Here is a 15,537-nt window from a genome sequence, read left to right as displayed (position 1 = left end):
CATGATGATCGTCAAATCGGTATTTGCGTAATGCAAGAACCCCCGCTATAATGCTCGCACTTCAGCAGCACGGGGGTATAGCTCAGCTGGGAGAGCGCTTGCATGGCATGCAAGAGGTCAGCGGTTCGATCCCGCTTACCTCCACCAAGTTGAAGTGTAGTTCGGTAGTTCAGGGTCCCCATCGTCTAGAGGCCTAGGACATCACCCTTTCACGGTGAGTACCGGGGTTCGAATCCCCGTGGGGACGCCAGGGTTGGCAGTGGTTTGCCACCAAGCTGCGCCAGCGGCAGCAGTAGTGGAAGTACAGGCAGTATGGTATGATGTTGTTTCCCCGTGGGGGGTATAGCTCAGCTGGGAGAGCGCTTGCATGGCATGCAAGAGGTCAGCGGTTCGATCCCGCTTACCTCCACCACGTAGAAGAATTCGCAATGTGTAGTATCGGTAGTTCCAGGGTCCCCATCGTCTAGAGGCCTAGGACATCACCCTTTCACGGTGAGTACCGGGGTTCGAATCCCCGTGGGGACGCCAAGAATTTGGCAGCAGCAGTATCTGAGCAGTGCAAACAGTTTTAGGTCCCCATCGTCTAGAGGCCTAGGACATCACCCTTTCACGGTGAGTACCGGGGTTCGAATCCCCGTGGGGACGCCAGTCAAAGCAAAAAGCCGCCTTCGAGCGGTTTTTTGCTTTTTGCCGTCCAGCTCGTCTTCGCCTGCTCGCTTATTTGCCTGTTCGTCCTTGCGCACTCGTCTCCGCGCATGCGACTTCGCGCACTCGTCTCCGCGCATTCGACGTCGCTCATTCGACTTCGCGCATTCGCCGTAGCGCACGCATCTTCCCCCGCTCGCCGTTACGCGTTTCCTCGTCCTCGTCCTCGTCGTGACCTTGCCATCGCTCGCACGCGTGGGGGATCGGCATACGGCACCAGCGTCAGCCAGGGCTGCCGTTCGTGCCGGCATCGTGCATGGGCATCCCCCTGTGTCAATGTCAGTTCAGTGGCGGTGCTTGCGCACGGCGACGCGAAGGTGCACGCGCACGGCCACGCGAACGTGCTCGCGCACCGCCAGGCGCGCGTGCACGCTCGCGCCCCAGCCGCCAAACTCACCAGCCAGACAGTCCCATGCCGCCAGGCGGAAGACCCAGCTGCAAGCCCTGCGTCGCCAGAGCAGTGCCGAGCAGATAGGGATTCGTCCCCGCATAGAGCGGCGCACGACCGCCGTTGCCGTTGCCGACGCCCACCAGTTCACCGAACATCGGCTGCCAGGCGCCAAGCTGCGGGCTGGGCGCTGACGACAAACCGAGTGCCGCCAGCGCATCGGGCATGCCGCTCCCGATGTGTGTCGGATCGGCCAGCGTGACCCGCCGCGCGCTCAGGCGAATGAACTGGAACAGGCGTTCCACCCGCTCGGGTGAACGCATGCCGCCCAGCCCCTGGAATTCCGGCCGGTGCGCAAGAATGAGTGCCGCCAGGCCGGTTATATGCGGCGCCGCCATCGAGGTACCGTCCCAGGCCGCAAAATTATTCGGAGGCACCGACGAGACAATCGCCACGCCGGGCGCACACACGTCCACTTGCGGACCGAAGCAGCTGAATTTCGCGGTGAAATAGCCCAGCCCGTCGACATCGGAGCTGAGGGTTTCGGTGTGATAGCTGTCGGGTGGGAATTCACCGAGCTTGCCGATGGCAGCCACCGCCAGCACGTTGGGCGAGGCGGCGGGATATTGGACGGGACCGCCGGAATTGCCGGCAGCGGCGATGCAGGCGACGCCAGCCGCCTTGGCGCGCGCAATTTGCCGTTCGAGTGCCTCCGAGGGCGCGCCGCCACCGAGGCTCATATTGACGACGTCGATCCCCTGCTCGATGCAATACTCCAGCGCTTCGATCAACTGGCTGACCTGGCCGCCGGGGAAGAGTTTGCAGACATGGATTTCGGCATCGGGCGCAAAACCGCGAATGCCCCAGGCGATATCGGCCGCCCCGATCACGCCTGCGCAGTGCGACCCATGCCCGAGGGTGTCCTCGGTCCAGGTGCCGGGGTCGGTGCGCTTGTTGATGATGTCGAAACCGTTGCGTATGCGCGCCAGGTTGGCGTGGCTGGTGGCCGCACCGGAATCGATGACAGCGATTTTTACGCCCTGGCCGCGCAACTGGGGCGGGACGGCGTCCAGGCGCATGGCGCGCGCGCCCCAGCCGAGTGCTTGCTGGCGCGGGAAATTCTGCAAGGCCGGCGATTCGGACAGCGGATGCAGCGCCACGATGTTGGCCTGGTTCGGGTCGAGCTCGGGATCGCGCTGGAAGAAGCTCCAGTAGTCGGCACGGGGCTTCACGTACAGCCCGCTGATCGCGCGCGGGTCGTCGCCATACATGCGGATGTGTGCGGTGCCGCTGGCGTCGGTAACAGCCGCAGCCGGGAGCATGCCGCCGAACAGCGAGACCTCGGCGTCGGCCAGCGGCGCGCCGTCCCTGCCGAGCACGGTGATGGCGACCTCGGTCGCCGCGCCGGTGTAGGGCGTGAGCGAGCTGACCAGGTCAGGACGGCGCAGCATCGGATCGAGCAGGTGCAGGTGCTGGTCGCGCTCGACGAGCAGCCGGCCGCCGCCGCGCTGGTGCAGTTCTCCAGCCTGGCGATCGGTCATGCGTGCGACCAGGATGCCCTCGCTGCCGCCGTCGAGTCCAGCGGTCGCCACGCTGCCCCGGGTGCCGATAGTGTCGACCACCTCGATTTCGGGTGTGGCACGCAGGGCCCGCTCGACGGCGGCCAGGGGCAGGGGAGGCAGGCCGGCGCCGGAGAGGCCAAAGGCCCCCAGGACCGCGGGCTGGCGTGGCGCCACCGGTATTTCTTCTTGCGTTCGGCCACCGGGCGGCCACGCTGCTCGGCGGCGGCGGCGGCGGCGGCGGCAGCGGTGGGGGCAGTGGCTCCGTCGCCGAGCCTGTCGGCGCCGTCTGGCGGCTGGCCGCTCCGGTCTTGCGGATCGCCGGGGCCGCCTTGGGGATTCTTGGGCATGATGCTTGTCCTTTCGATGGGTGGGCCAGGCGCGTCAGAACAGCGACAGCGGGCGGTCCGGTTCGATCATCAACTGGTTGAGCGTGCGTTGCCTGAGCTGGTCGATGGCGGCGGGATCGGCTTCGACGACGAGCGTGTGGGGCGCCGCGGCCGGGCCGATGGTCTCGAGAACGTGCAGCGCCGGATCGGCGCCGATGCTGTCGAGGAAGCGCGCAAGGGCGCCATCGTCGCCCGCCGCACGCACGATGTAGCGGCTGCCGGGGCCTGTGGTAGCGGAAACTGGCATGAATGTTCTCCATTGAAGCCTCCCCGCCGGCGGCGGGAAGGCTGGTTGCCGGCAGGAGGCCGGACAATGCGGATCGCGCCCGGTCAGTGGACCGTCTGCTGGCCCGCCAGTTGCGCCAGCTGGGCTTGCTGTACCTGCTGGGCGTAGGCGCTCCATGGGTCAACCGAGAACGGCAGCATGCCGCCCAGCTGGCCGGCATAGTCGCCGATCGTCCTGCCCAGCTGCTGGTGGCCGAACTGGCTGCCGATCCAGCCGCCGGCTGGGCCCGCAACCTTGCCGATCATGTTGCCCAGCCAGCCCTGGGGCGCCACCTGGCCCTGCCCCTGTTGCTGGCCGAGCGGTTGCTGGCTGACCTGTTGCTGCGTCAGCTGTTGCTGCAGCACCGCTGCCTGCTGCTGGATCTGTTGCAGCGCCTGCAGTAATTGCTGCTGTTGCACCTGGAGTTGCTGCAGTTGCTGCACTACCGCGCCCTGGCCACCTTGCGGATCGGCCGAGAAGGGCAGCAGGCTGCCCAGACCGGACAGGCCGCTGCCGATAATATTGCCCAGCGTCCCGCTTCCGGCCAGGTTGCCGATCAGGTTGCCGGCAGGTTTGCCGAACTGGCTGATCAGGCCGCCAAAGAAGCCGCCTTGCGGCGTCAGCTGGCCAAGCTGGGCTTGCTGCTGTTGCTGTTGCAGTTGCTGGAGTTGTTGCAGTTGCTGGAGTTGCTGGAGCTGTTGCAGCTGCTGCAGCTGCTGCGGCTGGGCAGCAATGGCGGACGGGTCTGCGCCGAACGGCAACAGGCCACCACCAATGCCGCCGGCCACTTCGCCGATGCGGCTGCCCAGGTTGGGGTTGCCGAAGATGCCACCGATGCCGCGGCCGATCAGGCCGCCGAGCGGTGCACCGAACATGCCGCCGAACAGGCTTTGCGGCGCGTACTGAGCTTGCCCAATTGCGGGTTGCTGAAATTCATTCATGCTCGACTCCTCCATTGGGGTGCGGCAGCCGGCAACGACGCCAGCCCGCGCACGCGACGGCATGCCTGGCTGATTGCGTTTCCCTTACACGCGCTGCAAGCGGCCGCGAAAGTGGACGCCCGCTCCCGGTAAGGTCGGAAAGCGGACGCAGTGCAGGGCGGACGACCGAGTCCGCTCTCCCTGCAGGTAGGATTTGGACTGGACGCCGGCGGCGAAGTTTGAGCCTCCAGGTGATCATTCCGCAATATGCTGGTGTGGTTTGCGCTAACGCAGATGAACGGGAATCCGCGCCCGGAAAACCCTGCCGCGCGCGGCCGATATTCAAGACAAGCCATGGACGTCATGCAAGATCGCTGCCCGATCGGTTAGAATCCCGCCCTTGCCGCCGGCCGGTGCCGGCCCCTCGAAGGGCTTTGCCCGCCGACGCCACCTATCCAACTCCACCATGTCTGCCCATCACCTCGAAGCGCGTCCGCTGTCCCTCGCCATCTTCTGCAAGGTCGTCGACAACTATGGCGACATCGGCATTTGCTGGCGCCTGGCACGCCAGTTGTGCACGGAGCACGGCCTTGCCGTCACCCTCTGGGTCGACGACCTGGCCAGCTTCCGCCGCATTTGTCCGGAGGTGGACGTCGCGGCCGCGTGCCAGGAAGTCGGCGGCGTCGTGGTGCGCCATTGGCAAGGCCAGGAAGGCAGCTACGCTCCAGGCGACGTGGCCGATATCGTCATCGAATTCTTTGCCTGCGACATTCCACCTGGCTATATCGAGGCGATGGCCAGGTGCGAGCCGCGCCCGGTCTGGCTGAACCTGGAAGGCTTGACGGCCGAGGAGTGGGTCGAAGGCTGCCACCGCCTGCCCTCGATGCATCCGCGCCTGAAGCTGACCAAGCACTTCTTCTTTCCGGGATTTACGAACAGGACGGGCGGCCTGCTGCGCGAGGGCGCGCTGGAAGACCTGCGCCAGGACTTCCTGGCCACGCCCGCGCCGGCGCGCGCGTTTCTCGGTCGCCTGGGCCTGGGCGCCGCCGAGCTGGACGCCTTCAAGGTTTCGCTGTTCTGCTATCCGCACGCCCCTGTGGCCGCCCTGTTCGCGGCCTGGCAGGCCGGGGGCGAGCCTTGACCTGCCTGGTGCCCGAGGGCGTGGCGCGCGCCGCCGTCGAGGACTTCCTCGGAACCGCGGCAGAGGCCGGCGCGGTCGCCACCCGCGGCGCGCTGACCGTGCGCGTGCTGCCTTTCGTGTCGCAGCCCGACTACGACCGTCTCCTGTGGTCCTGCGACCTGAACTTCGTGCGCGGGGAAGACTCATGGGTGCGCGCCCAGTGGGCTGGCAAACCCTTCGTCTGGCATATCTATCCGCAGGATGAAAACCTGCACCACAAGAAATTGCGCGCTTTCCTGGACCGCTATGCTGCGCAGGCAGCAACCCGTGCGTTCTCGCTCTGCTGGAACAGCGCCCTCCCGGCCGCGGACGCGGACTGGCCCGGCTTGTGGGCGGCGCTGAAGGCCGAGATGCCGGCGATTGAGGCACGCGCAGCCGAATGGCAGGCCGAGATGTTGGAAAACGGCGACCTCGCATCGAACCTGCTTGCTTTCGCCTCCTCACTTCGTTAGGCAAGGCCCCCGTTACGTGGTATCATGCCCTGTTACTGCAACCACTTTTTTTGATTACTTTTAATCTTATGAAACCCGCAAAAGAGATCCGTGTCGGCAACATCATCATGGTTGATGAAAAGCCTTTTATCGTCCTGCGTTCCGATGTCAACGGCTCGAGCCGCACGGGCTTCACCTACAAGTGGAAGATGAAGAATCTTCTGACCAACGCACCGCTGGAAAACGTGTTCCGCGGCGATGACAAGTTCGACGTCGTCGTCCTCGACAAGAAGCCGGTAACCTACTCGTACTTCGCCGATCCGCTGTACGTCTTCATGGACGAAGAGTACAACCAGTTCGAAATCGAAGAAGAAAACCTGGGCGACGCGCTCCACTACCTGAAAGACGGTATGGAATGCGAAGCCGTGTTCTACGACGGCAAGGCCATCTCGGTCGAACTGCCGACCACGATCGCCCGCCAGGTCGTCTACTCGGAGCCTGCGGTCAAAGGCAATACTTCGGGCAACGTCCTGAAGGAAGCCAAGATCGAGAACGCCATCGAAGCCCACCAGCACATCGTCATGGTGCCGCTGTTCGTGAGCCAGGATGACACCATCGAGATCGACACCCGCACCAACGAATACAAGCGCGTCGTCCGTAACTGATCGACACCTGCTTGCGTTGTACAAAAAACGCTGCCGCGATGGCAGCGTTTTTTTTCGCCGCCAGCATTCGCTGTCCCGGACGCGCACCGCCTGTCCAGGTGCAAATGGTGTCGAATGGCAAGCACTGCTATCCTATTGCTTCACTATAAATAATTGGGGGACACATGGATCGCAGGGATTTTGTTCGGCTGGGCGTGGCGGCGGGTGCGGTTGCCGGAGCGAGCGGGGCCATGGCGGCCAAGCCGAAGGCAGCCGCGGCCGGCGCCACCGACGCCTTGCTCGAGGCAGGTGTACGCGAGCAGGGCGCGGCCATGGCGGCCGGCAAGACCAGCTCGCGCAAGCTGGTGGAGCGCTACCTGGCGCGTATCGCGGCCCTCGACAAGGCCGGGCCGCGCCTGAACGCGGTCATCGAACTCAATCCCGACGCCGTCGCCATCGCCACCGAGCTCGACCGTGAACGCGCGGCCGGCAAGCTGCGCGGTCCGCTGCACGGCATTCCCGTGCTTCTGAAAGACAATATCGCCACCGGCGACAAGATGAGCACCAGCGCCGGCTCGCTCGCCCTGGCCGGCGTGCGCGCCACCCGCGATGCCTTCGTTGCCGAGCGCCTGCGCGCTGCCGGCGCCGTGATCATCGGCAAGACCAACCTGTCGGAATGGGCGAACATGCGGTCCACCCATTCCGTCAGCGGCTGGAGTGGACGCGGCGGCCAGACCCGCAACCCCTACGCGCTCGACCGCAATCCGAGCGGGTCGAGTTCCGGCTCCGGCGCGGCCATCGCCGCCAGCCTGGCCACGCTCGCCGTCGGCACCGAAACCGACGGCTCGATCGTCTCGCCCAGCTCGAGCTGCGGCATCGTCGGCTTCAAGCCGACACTGGGCCTGGTCAGCCGCAGCGGCATCATTCCGATTGCGCACTCGCAGGACACCGCCGGGCCAATGACGCGCAGCGTGGCCGATGCCGCCCTGATGCTGGCGGCAATGACGGGCGTCGACGCGAGCGACGAGGTCACAAAGGACAGCGCCGGCAAGGGCAGCGATTACGCCGCGGCGCTGCGTCCCGATGGCCTGCGCGGCAAGCGCATTGGCGTGGCGCGCAATTTCTTCGGCGGCAGCACCGCCATCGACGCGATCGTCGAGAAGGAGCTGGCGATCCTGAAGGAGCAGGGTGCGATCCTGGTCGATGTCAAGGTGCCGAACACCGACAAGTACAACGAGACCGAAGTCGAAGTGCTGCTCTGCGAATTCAAGCCTGACCTCGCTGCTTACCTGGAAGGCTACGCGCCCCATGCGCCGGTAAAGAACATGGCGGACGTGATCGCCTTCAACGAAAAGAACGCCAGCCGGGAAATGCCTTATTTCGGCCAGGAGCACCTGGTCGCCGCCCAGGGCAAGCCAGGACTGGACGCGAAGTCCTACCGCGAGGCGCTGGCGAACAACCGGCGCTACGCGCGCGAGGAGGGGATCGACAAGGTGATGCGCGAGCACAAGCTCGACGCCCTGGTGGCGCCCACCGGCGGCGTGGCCTGGCTGACCGACTACATCAACGGCGACCATTACGGCATGAGCTTCTCGTCGCCGGCGGCGGTGGCGGGCTACCCGCACATCACGGTGCCGGCCGGTTTCGTGCACGGCTTGCCGGTCGGGCTGTCGTTTGTTGGCGGCGCCTGGAGCGAAGCGACGCTGATCGGCATGGCCTATGCCTACGAACAGGCCAGCAAGCGCCGCCGCGCACCGACCTTCCCGGCCAGCGTCAACATCAAGGGGTAGGGGCCGACAGGGCTAGGACCGAGGCAGCCCAGCCTGGCGGCACAGCGCCAGGCTGGGCTGGCGCCGCCCTTCAGTTACGCTTGGCGCGCTCGAAAGCCGGTCCCCACAGCGGGTGGCCCTGTTCGCCCGGTTCGAGCGTGAAGTCGGGGTCGATCTTCAGGATCTTCTCGAAAGCCTGCTCGCATTGCTTCGGGCGCGAGGTGACGCAATAGCTGAATGCCGTGTACTTCAGGGCGGTGACGCGCGTGCGCAGCGGCGAGCCGCCGCGGATGTCGGCCGAGCCCAGGCGTTTGATGGCGCCGTTGAAATCGCCCTCGTTGTAGAGACGGATGCCTTCGCGCAGGGCCACCTGGTCGCGACCGGAGTCGGCGCGCGGATCGCTGCGCGCGGAGGTACGCGCCTCGCCGCGGCTGGCTTCGCGGGCCGGAGTACGGTCGCGCTCGGGTTCGGCCTTGCGGTCGAAAATGGGCGCCAGCTCGGCGCAGCCGGCAAGGAGGGCACTCGCCAGCAGCGCGCAGAACAGGCGAGGCGGGAGGAAACGGGTCATGGCAGCTTCCTTAATCGGCCGGAGCCGTGAAATCGTGTTCGATCGTCGCACCTTCCTGTCCGCCGGCCGTGAGGGTCCTCACGTGCTCGGGGAAGTTCGGGTTGACGATCCGGATCGTGTGCTTGCCCGGGCCGAGCGTGAGGCGCTTGACCGGCGGGCTGACGCCGCGGGCAACGCCGTTCACGTACACCGTGCCCCAGGGCTTGATACGCAGTTTATAGGTCGTGCCGTTGACGACCGCGTCGGCGCTGCGCGCGCCAGCAAGGCCAGGCGTCGTCCCCGGCGGGGCGCCGGGCAAGACGCCCGGTTCCGGAGCGGTGCCCGGCGCAGCAGCGACGGCTGCGGGATCTGCCGCGCCCGAGGCGATGGCGCCCGGGGCATTGCCGGAGGCGTCCGCAGGCGCGCCGGGGTCAAGGGGCGCCTGCGCGTTTGGCGCCGGCATACTGCCACTATCCTGTACCGCGCCGGATGCGTTTGCCGTTGCCGTATCGGCCGGTATGGCGGCGCCGGCGTCGGGACCCGCCGCGGCGGGTGCGGCAGGCGGCAGCGCGAGCGCGGGAATATCGGCCGAATCGCTCTGCTGCAGGAAGGAGACGAGGGCGCCACCCGCCGCCAGCAGGACGACGGCCGCGCCGGCGATCATGGCCCAGCGCTGGATGCGGCGCTGGCGGCTGCCTTCCCATGGCGCGTGTCCGAAGGCCGGTGTTGCGGCGGCAGCGCCGGCCGGTCCTTTGCCGGGGCCGGCGTGGCGACCGTCGCGGCGGTTGGGCCGGCCTCAGTCGCGCTCTGGCGCAGCAGGCTCGCCTCCGCATGCGCGGCGGTTGCGCGGACGGCCGCTTGCGGCAGGGCGGTGTCCACCGGCGCAAAGCCGGCAATGCCGTGGGCCTCGACCGGAGCCGCGTGCAGGCCGGTGTCGTTCGCATGCATCGGCCCCGCCCCATGCGCGGCGTCCAGCGCGTGCTCGCCTGTCATGGCCGCGTTTTCCGGCTGGAGGACAATGCGAGACTGTACCGGGCCGGCGCCGTGAAGTTGTGGCAGCGAATCGTCCTGCGCCCGCGCCTCGCCACCCGCGAACGCGCCGCCTTCCAGGCCAAGCAGGCTGCGCATCTCGGGAACCGTTTTCGGGCGCAGGCGCAGGTTGGGACCAAGGCAGCGGTCGATGCCCCGGGTCAGCTCGTCGCTGTAGTTGTCGTAGAGGCGGGGGCCGACCGGGCCATCGGGCGGCAGTTCGGCGGTGATGGCGTAGTGCACCACCTGTGCCAGCGCATGCAGGTCGCCGGCCAGCGTGGGCTCGGCGCCGGCCAATTCCTCGCCGCCATCCTCGGCCGCGGGCAGCAGCAGCGCTTCGCCGTTGTTGAGCATGACCAGGGTCTCGGGCGAGATGCGGCGGTGCGGCGCCCCGCTGGCATATTGCTGTTCGAGCGAATCGAGGACCCGGCGTAACAGATTCCTGCACCACGCTTCGTTCACCAGCGCGGGACTGTGCTCGACGATGTCGTGCACCGTACGTCCGTCCGCGAACGGGGTGTAGATGGTTGTGCTTGGACTGGTCATTGGGCTAAAAGTTTATCTTTAGCAAAATCATGCCAGATTTGCAGCAATTGTGTCGCTGCTGAGTCAAACGTGCGCGGCATCGCCGGCCGCGGACGGCACCGAGGAGTTCCGCGCACGCGCCCACTTGTCAGAGCTCGAGGAAACGCATCTTGAAACTGCGGCCCTTGAAGTTGCCGAAGTCCGGTCCGAGGCGGTTTCCCGCGTTGAGCTTGCGGAAGGCCATGTCGGCCGCCTCGCGCGCAATCGCGACATAGGTCTGGAACTCGGTAACATTGATCTTGCCTACTTGTTCCTTGGCGAGACCGGCGTCGCCGGTGAGCGCGCCCAGCACGTCGCCCGGACGCAGCTTGTCCTTCTTGCCGCCGGAAATGACGAGGGTCATCATCGGCGCCGGCTCCGCGGGCAGGACGGAGTCGCCCAGGTCGTCGAGCTTGTACCAGCTGGCCGGCGAACCCTGCATTTCCTCGATCAGGCGTACCCATTTCTTTTCGTTCGGTGCGCACAGCGACAGGGCCAGGCCCGTCTCGCTGCCGCGTCCCGTACGGCCGATGCGGTGCACGTGCACTTCGGCGTCTTTCGACACGTCGACATTGATCACCGCTTCCAGGTTGGCGATGTCGAGGCCGCGCGCCGCGACGTCGGTGGCCACCAGCACGGAACAGCTGCGGTTGGCGAACAGGATCAGGATCTCGTCGCGTTCGCGCTGTTCGAGTTCGCCGTACAGGGCGAGCGCCGAGAAACCCTGGTCGCGCAGGGTGTCGGCCAGTTCGCGGCAATGGGCCTTGGTATTGCAGAAGGCCAGCGCCGACACCGGCCTATAGTGGCGCAGCAGGCGGGCCACGGCCTCGTCGCGGTTGTCGAAGCCGACTTCATAGAAGCGCTGCTCGATCTTGCTGTCGTCGTGGCGGCTTTCCACCACCACTTCGAGCGGGTCGACCAGGAAGCCGGCGGTGGCGTGGCGGATGTCGTCGGGGTAGGTGGCCGAGAACAGCAGGGTCTGGCGGCGTTGGGGGCAGGCCGTCACGATGTTCGCGATCTCGTCGTAGAAACCCATGTCGGTCATGCGGTCGGCTTCGTCGAGCACGAGGGTCTGGACTTTCGACAGGTCGAGCGTGGCGCGGCCGAGGTGGTCGCGGATGCGGCCCGGCGTACCGACGACAATGTGGGCGCCATGCTCGAGCGAGGCAATCTGCGGGCGCATGGCGACGCCGCCGGTGAGCGTGAGGATCTTGACGTTGCCGACGCCGCGCGCCAGGCGCCGCAGTTCGCCGGCTACCTGGTCGGCCAGTTCGCGCGTCGGGCACAGCACCAGGCCCTGCACTGCGAACCAGGCGGGATTGAGCTTGTTCAGGATGCCGATGCCGAAGGCCGCCGTCTTGCCGCTGCCGGTGGCCGCCTGCGCGATCAGGTCGCGCCCTTCAAGCACGGCAGGCAGGCTCTCGGCCTGGATCGGGGTCATCTCGTTGTAGCCGAGCGTACCCAGGTTGGCGAGGAATTGCGGTGCCAGCGGCAGCGCGGAGAAAGAAGTAGTCATGCGGGCTCCAGCCAGTACAGAGAGCGAGGGCCGACTAATCTGGAGCCGGCGCCCAGACCGGCAATCCGGTCAAATCAAGGTGATCGTCGCGGCGCCAGACGGGCAGGCCGGTGGTATCGGTTTCTTCGAGCAGGGATATCTGTTCCTGCTTCAAGGCCGTGCGACGGGGACGGGGTGCGCGCCTGGAGTCAAGCTGCGCGGCCTGGGCGAGAACGCCGGCTTCGAGCGGAGCGACCGCTTCGAAACCCGGCAGATCGATCGTGGCGTTGTCTTTCTTGTCTCTCATCCGGCGTGCAGGGCCCAGAAAACAAAAGCCCGGCTGCAAGAGTCGGGCTCGTTTGATACTCGTGTTTGGTTGCGGGGACAGGATTTGAACCTGTGACCTTCGGGTTATGAGCCCGACGAGCTGCCAGACTGCTCCACCCCGCAGCGCTATTGTACTGCTTCGCGCCGCAGGATGCAAATATGTGAATGCGCCGTCCGTTTTCGGGGCATTCCGCGCGTCAGGAAGCCGGCTATGCGACGCGCAGGCGCCACAGCGAGGTCACTTCCTTCGCCCGCGCCGCATGCAGCGGATCGTCCGCATCCTGGGCCTTCGGATGGGTCGGACGCACGTCGTGACGGGCCGCCACTGCCAGCCCGGCCGCTGCGATCCAGCCCAGCAGCTGCTCGCGCGAACGCAGGCCGAGGTGCTCGGCAAAATCCGACAGGACCAGCCAGCCTTCGCCGCCGGGTGCCGGGTGATCCTTCAATGCGCCGAGGAAGCCGCGCAGCATGCGGCTGTCCGGATCGTAGATCGCATATTCGATCGCGGAACTGGGTTTCCCGGCAGCCATGGCGGATTGCAGACGACGAGGTCGGCCTGACCTGCGGGGAACAGGTCGGCCTCGACCACGTCGACCTGTTCGTCCAGGCCAAGGCGCGCGATATTTTCGCGCGCGCAGCCGAGCGCCCGCGCGTCCATGTCGGTGGCAAGGACGCGCCGCAGGCCACGGCGCGCCAGCACGGCGGAGAGTACGCCGGTGCCGGCGCCGATATCGAAGGCGGTCTTCGCATGGGCGGGCAAGGGCGCCTGCGCCACCAGCTCGACGTATTCGCCGCGCACCGGCGAGAACACGCCGTACCGGGGATGGATGCGTGCATCGAGCGCCGGAATCGGCACGCCCTTGCTGCGCCATTCGTGCGCACCGATCAGGCCGAGCAGCTCGCGCAGCGAGACCACGAACGGTTCCTGCTGTGCGCCATAGGCCTCGTTGCAGGCCTGGCGCACATCGGGGGCGCGGCGCAGCGGGATCGTGTAGTCGAGATCGAACGGGATCAGGAGCATGGCCAGCGTGCGCGCACGCTGCAGCTGCGCCAGGCGGTGCCGGTGGAACTGTTCTGTGATTGTCGGCGCGATGGCGCCAGCCTTGACGCGTTTTGAGCGTGCCGGCTTCTGGTCGATGCGGCGCGCGAGCGCCTGCAGCAGCTGGCGCGCATTCTGGAAGTCGCCGCGCCAGAGCAGGGCGGTGCCGTCCAGCGCCAGGCGGTAGGCCGCATCGGCCGTCATCGTGTCGTCGGCGATCACGATCTTTTGAGGGGCCGGCCAGCCGCTCCCGGAACGCCACAGCGCCGAGCGCTGCCCGCCACCTTCCTGCCATTCGATACGCGTCATGTCAATGATGGTGATGCCAGTTGCCGTCGCCCGACTCCATGAACGATTTCACGGCGTCCGGATTGCCGGTTGCATGGCGGCGTACTTCGCCGCAGCCGCAGATGCCCTGGTAAGGCTGGATGTGCGAGCAGGCCGAGACTTTCTGCAGGAAGACGGTGACGTTCTTGGCGCACTTGGCGCATTTGAAGGTGAGGGTGCGAGCGGGTTTCATGGTGGTTGGGCGTGGATGTGCAAAGGCGGCATTGTACATCGCGTGTCGGCACGCAGGCGGGCGCAATGCCTGTCCTCGCGCGCCGGTGACCGGGTCGGCACAGGGACTTAAGTACTCACCCAAAAATAAATGTGTTTTTGGCTTCCAGAACCGGCGCGTTGCTGCGTCGGTTCGCGCTTGCAGTGCTCGCACTGCGGCGCGCTCGCCGCCTTGCACCGCATCCAGTTCTGTTTGCCAAAACTCCCATTTATTTTCGGTCGAGTACTTAGCGGGCGCTTTCGACGGCAAGAATCGCGCGCGCCTGCAGGGTCGCGGGCGCCCCGCGCCTGACGATATCCTGCAGTAGCCGGCGCAGCGCCGGCGTCGGCCTGCCGCCCAGGACGATCAGTCGGGCGACCTCATCCGGCCGGGGCGGGCGGTCGCTCGCCAGCGCCTCTACCAGCGCCGGCTGGACGGGCGCCAGCAGGTTCCGCGCGATGCCGGCCACGGTACGCGGCGGGAGCTGGTCGACGAGGTAGCCCAGCGCATGGATGGCCGCCTCGGCGGTTGGCGCGTCGGCGCCGCCGATGCCTTCACCCAGGGCCGTGCCCAGCTGGTGCAGTGCCGGCGGGTCTGTCCGGTACCGCCCCGTATGCCACAGATGGGCCAGGCCGGTCAGCGTGCAGGTTGGCGACATACCCCGGAAGAAGGACAGCGCACGCTTCCATTCGTCCAGTTCGAAGGCTGCCCGCTGGGTGCCGCGCATGCCGAGATCGCTCATCGGGTACATGACGAACAGGTAGTTGCGGCACAGTTCGCGCAAGCCTGTCTCCGGCGCACGCGGGTCGAGGCTGGCAAGCAAGGCGTCGAGCTGGCTGCACTGCCCTGCGACGTCCCGGTTCATGTCGATATCGACTGCAGGCAGCCGGTGTTCGCGGAAGTCGAGTTCGGGAAAGGTAACGCTGCTGCTCAGCCGCATGAGGGGCGCACGTACGCCGCAAGCGACGACCACGGCATTGTTGCGCATGCTGTAGTGCTTGCTGGCTTCTCCTCCGAGCGAGTAACGGAATCTCTCGTACAGCGTCGGCATGCTGCGCCAGCCGTCGCTGAGACTTGCAGCTGCGGGGCCGCGCCCTGCGACGGGAGCCAGATAATCCTCGTAATGCAGCGCATCGGCATAGGGCGCGAGCGCCGGCGGAACGGTATGGGCGAACTCCCGCACCATCGCCGCAGACGGCGCGAAGCACTCGCCCGAGGAAGTCGGCACCCGGATCGCGCGGTGACGGGGCCGGGGTTCGAGTGCGAGCGCATAAGGGCCATCGGTGGAGACGATCGCATCGTCGATGGCCACGCTCATCCGGTCGGGATATTCCCAGTCGCCATGGCGGGGCAGGTAGCGGAAGGTGTAGCTGGCGCCGGGCTGGAACCCCCCGGCCAGCTCGAGCCGCACCCAGGCGATGTTCTTGCCGAATTCGCGCACGCGCACGGCGAGCAGGCGCTTGTCCTGCGCGGAGCTGACCTGGAAGTCGCGCGCGCTCACCCTGTCGCCAGGCGGGTTGAACATCACGCCGAGTGCGTTTTTCGGCAGCCGTCCCAGGTCGGGCCGCACGAAGCCTGCGCTCTCGCCCTGGGTGGGCGGCATGCAGGCCCAGCCAGGCAGGGAGAAGGCAAAGCTCAGCAGGGCGAGAAAGAGTCGTCGAAACATTGGGCAGGTTCAAGAAAAGCCTGCGACGGCCGGTCGGATGCCGGCAACGCGACGAAGGCGCGGGCCAGTGTACGACCGAACT

The 15,537-nt window shown here is 66.6% G+C and carries 13 protein-coding genes, 6 tRNA genes and 2 pseudogenes; 10 read left to right on the top strand and 11 right to left on the bottom strand.

The features are described 5' to 3' along the window. Positions 1–71 precede the first annotated feature (71 nt). The 5 genes from G4G28_RS15930 to G4G28_RS15910 all read left to right on the top strand — a co-directional run bounded on the left by G4G28_RS15930 (position 72) and on the right by G4G28_RS15910 (position 648). A tRNA-Ala gene (locus tag G4G28_RS15930) sits at positions 72–147 on the top strand. A gap of 27 nt (positions 148–174) precedes the next feature. After that, positions 175–250 (top strand) — tRNA-Glu (locus tag G4G28_RS15925). Positions 251–336: 86 nt separating this feature from the next. Continuing rightward, positions 337–412, top strand: a tRNA-Ala gene (locus G4G28_RS15920). Positions 413–452: 40 nt separating this feature from the next. After that, positions 453–528 (top strand) — tRNA-Glu (locus G4G28_RS15915). Positions 529–572: 44 nt separating this feature from the next. Then, positions 573–648, top strand: a tRNA-Glu gene (locus G4G28_RS15910). Between the two features lie 450 nt (positions 649–1,098). Here the strand turns inward: G4G28_RS15910 and G4G28_RS15905 are convergent. The 3 genes from G4G28_RS15905 to G4G28_RS26550 all read right to left on the bottom strand — a co-directional run bounded on the left by G4G28_RS15905 (position 1,099) and on the right by G4G28_RS26550 (position 3,725). After that, the gene (locus tag G4G28_RS15905; protein ID WP_229425125.1) at positions 1,099–2,829 is read right to left on the bottom strand and encodes a S8 family serine peptidase; all 1,731 of its coding nucleotides are present in this window, start codon (positions 2,827–2,829) and stop codon (positions 1,099–1,101) included. 207 nt (positions 2,830–3,036) lie between these two features. Then, on the bottom strand, positions 3,037–3,288 hold the full coding sequence (locus G4G28_RS15900) for a hypothetical protein (protein WP_182989005.1): 252 nt from the start codon (positions 3,286–3,288) through the stop codon (positions 3,037–3,039). Positions 3,289–3,371: 83 nt separating this feature from the next. Next, entirely contained in the window at positions 3,372–3,725 is a 354-nt protein-coding gene (locus G4G28_RS26550; RefSeq protein WP_229425124.1) for a hypothetical protein, read from the bottom strand. Between G4G28_RS26550 and G4G28_RS26545 the strand changes: the two genes are divergently transcribed. From G4G28_RS26545 to G4G28_RS15880, 4 genes and pseudogenes are all read left to right on the top strand, one after another. Next, positions 3,711–4,379 carry a hypothetical protein gene (locus G4G28_RS26545; protein ID WP_229425123.1) on the top strand — a complete coding sequence of 223 codons (669 nt, stop codon included), beginning with the start codon at positions 3,711–3,713 and terminating at the stop codon, positions 4,377–4,379. The genes G4G28_RS26550 and G4G28_RS26545 overlap by 15 nt on opposite strands. Positions 4,380–4,692: 313 nt before the next feature. Next, positions 4,693–5,858: pseudogene (gene earP, locus G4G28_RS15890) on the top strand (elongation factor P maturation arginine rhamnosyltransferase EarP). A 68-nt stretch (positions 5,859–5,926) separates the two neighbouring features. After that, entirely contained in the window at positions 5,927–6,502 is a 576-nt protein-coding gene (locus tag G4G28_RS15885) for an elongation factor P (protein WP_136218665.1), read from the top strand. Between the two features lie 164 nt (positions 6,503–6,666). Continuing rightward, complete coding sequence (locus G4G28_RS15880) at positions 6,667–8,271, top strand: amidase (RefSeq protein WP_183107573.1); 1,605 nt, start codon at positions 6,667–6,669, stop codon at positions 8,269–8,271. A 70-nt stretch (positions 8,272–8,341) separates the two neighbouring features. Here the strand turns inward: G4G28_RS15880 and G4G28_RS15875 are convergent, their stop codons facing one another. From G4G28_RS15875 to dbpA, 4 genes are all read right to left on the bottom strand, one after another. Continuing rightward, the gene (locus tag G4G28_RS15875) at positions 8,342–8,818 is read right to left on the bottom strand and encodes a TssQ family T6SS-associated lipoprotein (protein ID WP_183107572.1); all 477 of its coding nucleotides are present in this window, start codon (positions 8,816–8,818) and stop codon (positions 8,342–8,344) included. A 10-nt stretch (positions 8,819–8,828) separates the two neighbouring features. Next, positions 8,829–9,461, bottom strand: a complete 633-nt coding sequence (locus tag G4G28_RS15870; RefSeq protein WP_183107571.1) for a hypothetical protein — start codon at positions 9,459–9,461, stop codon at positions 8,829–8,831. Beyond that, positions 9,458–10,372 carry a hypothetical protein gene (locus tag G4G28_RS15865; RefSeq protein ID WP_183107570.1) on the bottom strand — a complete coding sequence of 305 codons (915 nt, stop codon included), beginning with the start codon at positions 10,370–10,372 and terminating at the stop codon, positions 9,458–9,460. The genes G4G28_RS15870 and G4G28_RS15865 overlap by 4 nt, the downstream gene beginning before the upstream one ends. A 127-nt stretch (positions 10,373–10,499) precedes the next feature. Continuing rightward, a complete protein-coding gene (dbpA, locus tag G4G28_RS15860; RefSeq protein ID WP_182989000.1) occupies positions 10,500–11,906 on the bottom strand; it encodes an ATP-dependent RNA helicase DbpA in 1,407 nt (468 codons plus the stop codon). 79 nt (positions 11,907–11,985) lie between these two features. Here dbpA and G4G28_RS15855 point away from each other — a divergent pair, with 79 nt between their 5' ends. Then, positions 11,986–12,288: a hypothetical protein gene (locus tag G4G28_RS15855; RefSeq protein ID WP_182988999.1), complete on the top strand. Its 303-nt coding sequence runs from the start codon at positions 11,986–11,988 to the stop codon at positions 12,286–12,288. Here G4G28_RS15855 and G4G28_RS15850 read toward each other — a convergent pair. The 4 genes and pseudogenes from G4G28_RS15850 to G4G28_RS15835 all read right to left on the bottom strand — a co-directional run bounded on the left by G4G28_RS15850 (position 12,259) and on the right by G4G28_RS15835 (position 15,455). After that, positions 12,259–12,335, bottom strand: a tRNA-Met gene (locus tag G4G28_RS15850). The genes G4G28_RS15855 and G4G28_RS15850 overlap by 30 nt on opposite strands. Positions 12,336–12,421: 86 nt before the next feature. Continuing rightward, positions 12,422–13,560, bottom strand: a pseudogene (locus G4G28_RS15845) (methyltransferase). A gap of 1 nt (position 13,561) precedes the next feature. Continuing rightward, on the bottom strand, positions 13,562–13,771 hold the full coding sequence (locus tag G4G28_RS15840) for a hypothetical protein (RefSeq protein WP_182988997.1): 210 nt from the start codon (positions 13,769–13,771) through the stop codon (positions 13,562–13,564). 265 nt (positions 13,772–14,036) lie between these two features. Beyond that, the gene (locus G4G28_RS15835; RefSeq protein ID WP_183107569.1) at positions 14,037–15,455 is read right to left on the bottom strand and encodes a hypothetical protein; all 1,419 of its coding nucleotides are present in this window, start codon (positions 15,453–15,455) and stop codon (positions 14,037–14,039) included. Positions 15,456–15,537: the final 82 nt, after the last annotated feature.

Origin of the sequence: Massilia sp. Dwa41.01b, assembly GCF_014171775.1 — a bacterium.
Taxonomy (GTDB): Bacteria; Pseudomonadota; Gammaproteobacteria; order Burkholderiales; family Burkholderiaceae_D; genus Telluria.
This window is presented reverse-complemented; position numbering and strand designations above follow the sequence as displayed.

What these genes read in the sequence shown, in the direction of transcription:
- dbpA (WP_182989000.1), bottom strand. Translation starts at nt 11,906, where the DNA reads ATGACTACTTCTTTCTCCGCGCTGCCGCTGGCACCGCAATTCCTCGCC.
- G4G28_RS15870 (WP_183107571.1), bottom strand. Translation starts at nt 9,461, where the DNA reads ATGATCGCCGGCGCGGCCGTCGTCCTGCTGGCGGCGGGTGGCGCCCTC.
- G4G28_RS15900 (WP_182989005.1), bottom strand. Translation starts at nt 3,288, where the DNA reads ATGCCAGTTTCCGCTACCACAGGCCCCGGCAGCCGCTACATCGTGCGT.
- G4G28_RS15875 (WP_183107572.1), bottom strand. Translation starts at nt 8,818, where the DNA reads ATGACCCGTTTCCTCCCGCCTCGCCTGTTCTGCGCGCTGCTGGCGAGT.
- G4G28_RS15835 (WP_183107569.1), bottom strand. Translation starts at nt 15,455, where the DNA reads ATGTTTCGACGACTCTTTCTCGCCCTGCTGAGCTTTGCCTTCTCCCTG.
- G4G28_RS15885 (WP_136218665.1), top strand. Translation starts at nt 5,927, where the DNA reads ATGAAACCCGCAAAAGAGATCCGTGTCGGCAACATCATCATGGTTGAT.
- G4G28_RS15880 (WP_183107573.1), top strand. Translation starts at nt 6,667, where the DNA reads ATGGATCGCAGGGATTTTGTTCGGCTGGGCGTGGCGGCGGGTGCGGTT.
- G4G28_RS15865 (WP_183107570.1), bottom strand. Translation starts at nt 10,372, where the DNA reads ATGACCAGTCCAAGCACAACCATCTACACCCCGTTCGCGGACGGACGT.
- G4G28_RS15840 (WP_182988997.1), bottom strand. Translation starts at nt 13,771, where the DNA reads ATGAAACCCGCTCGCACCCTCACCTTCAAATGCGCCAAGTGCGCCAAG.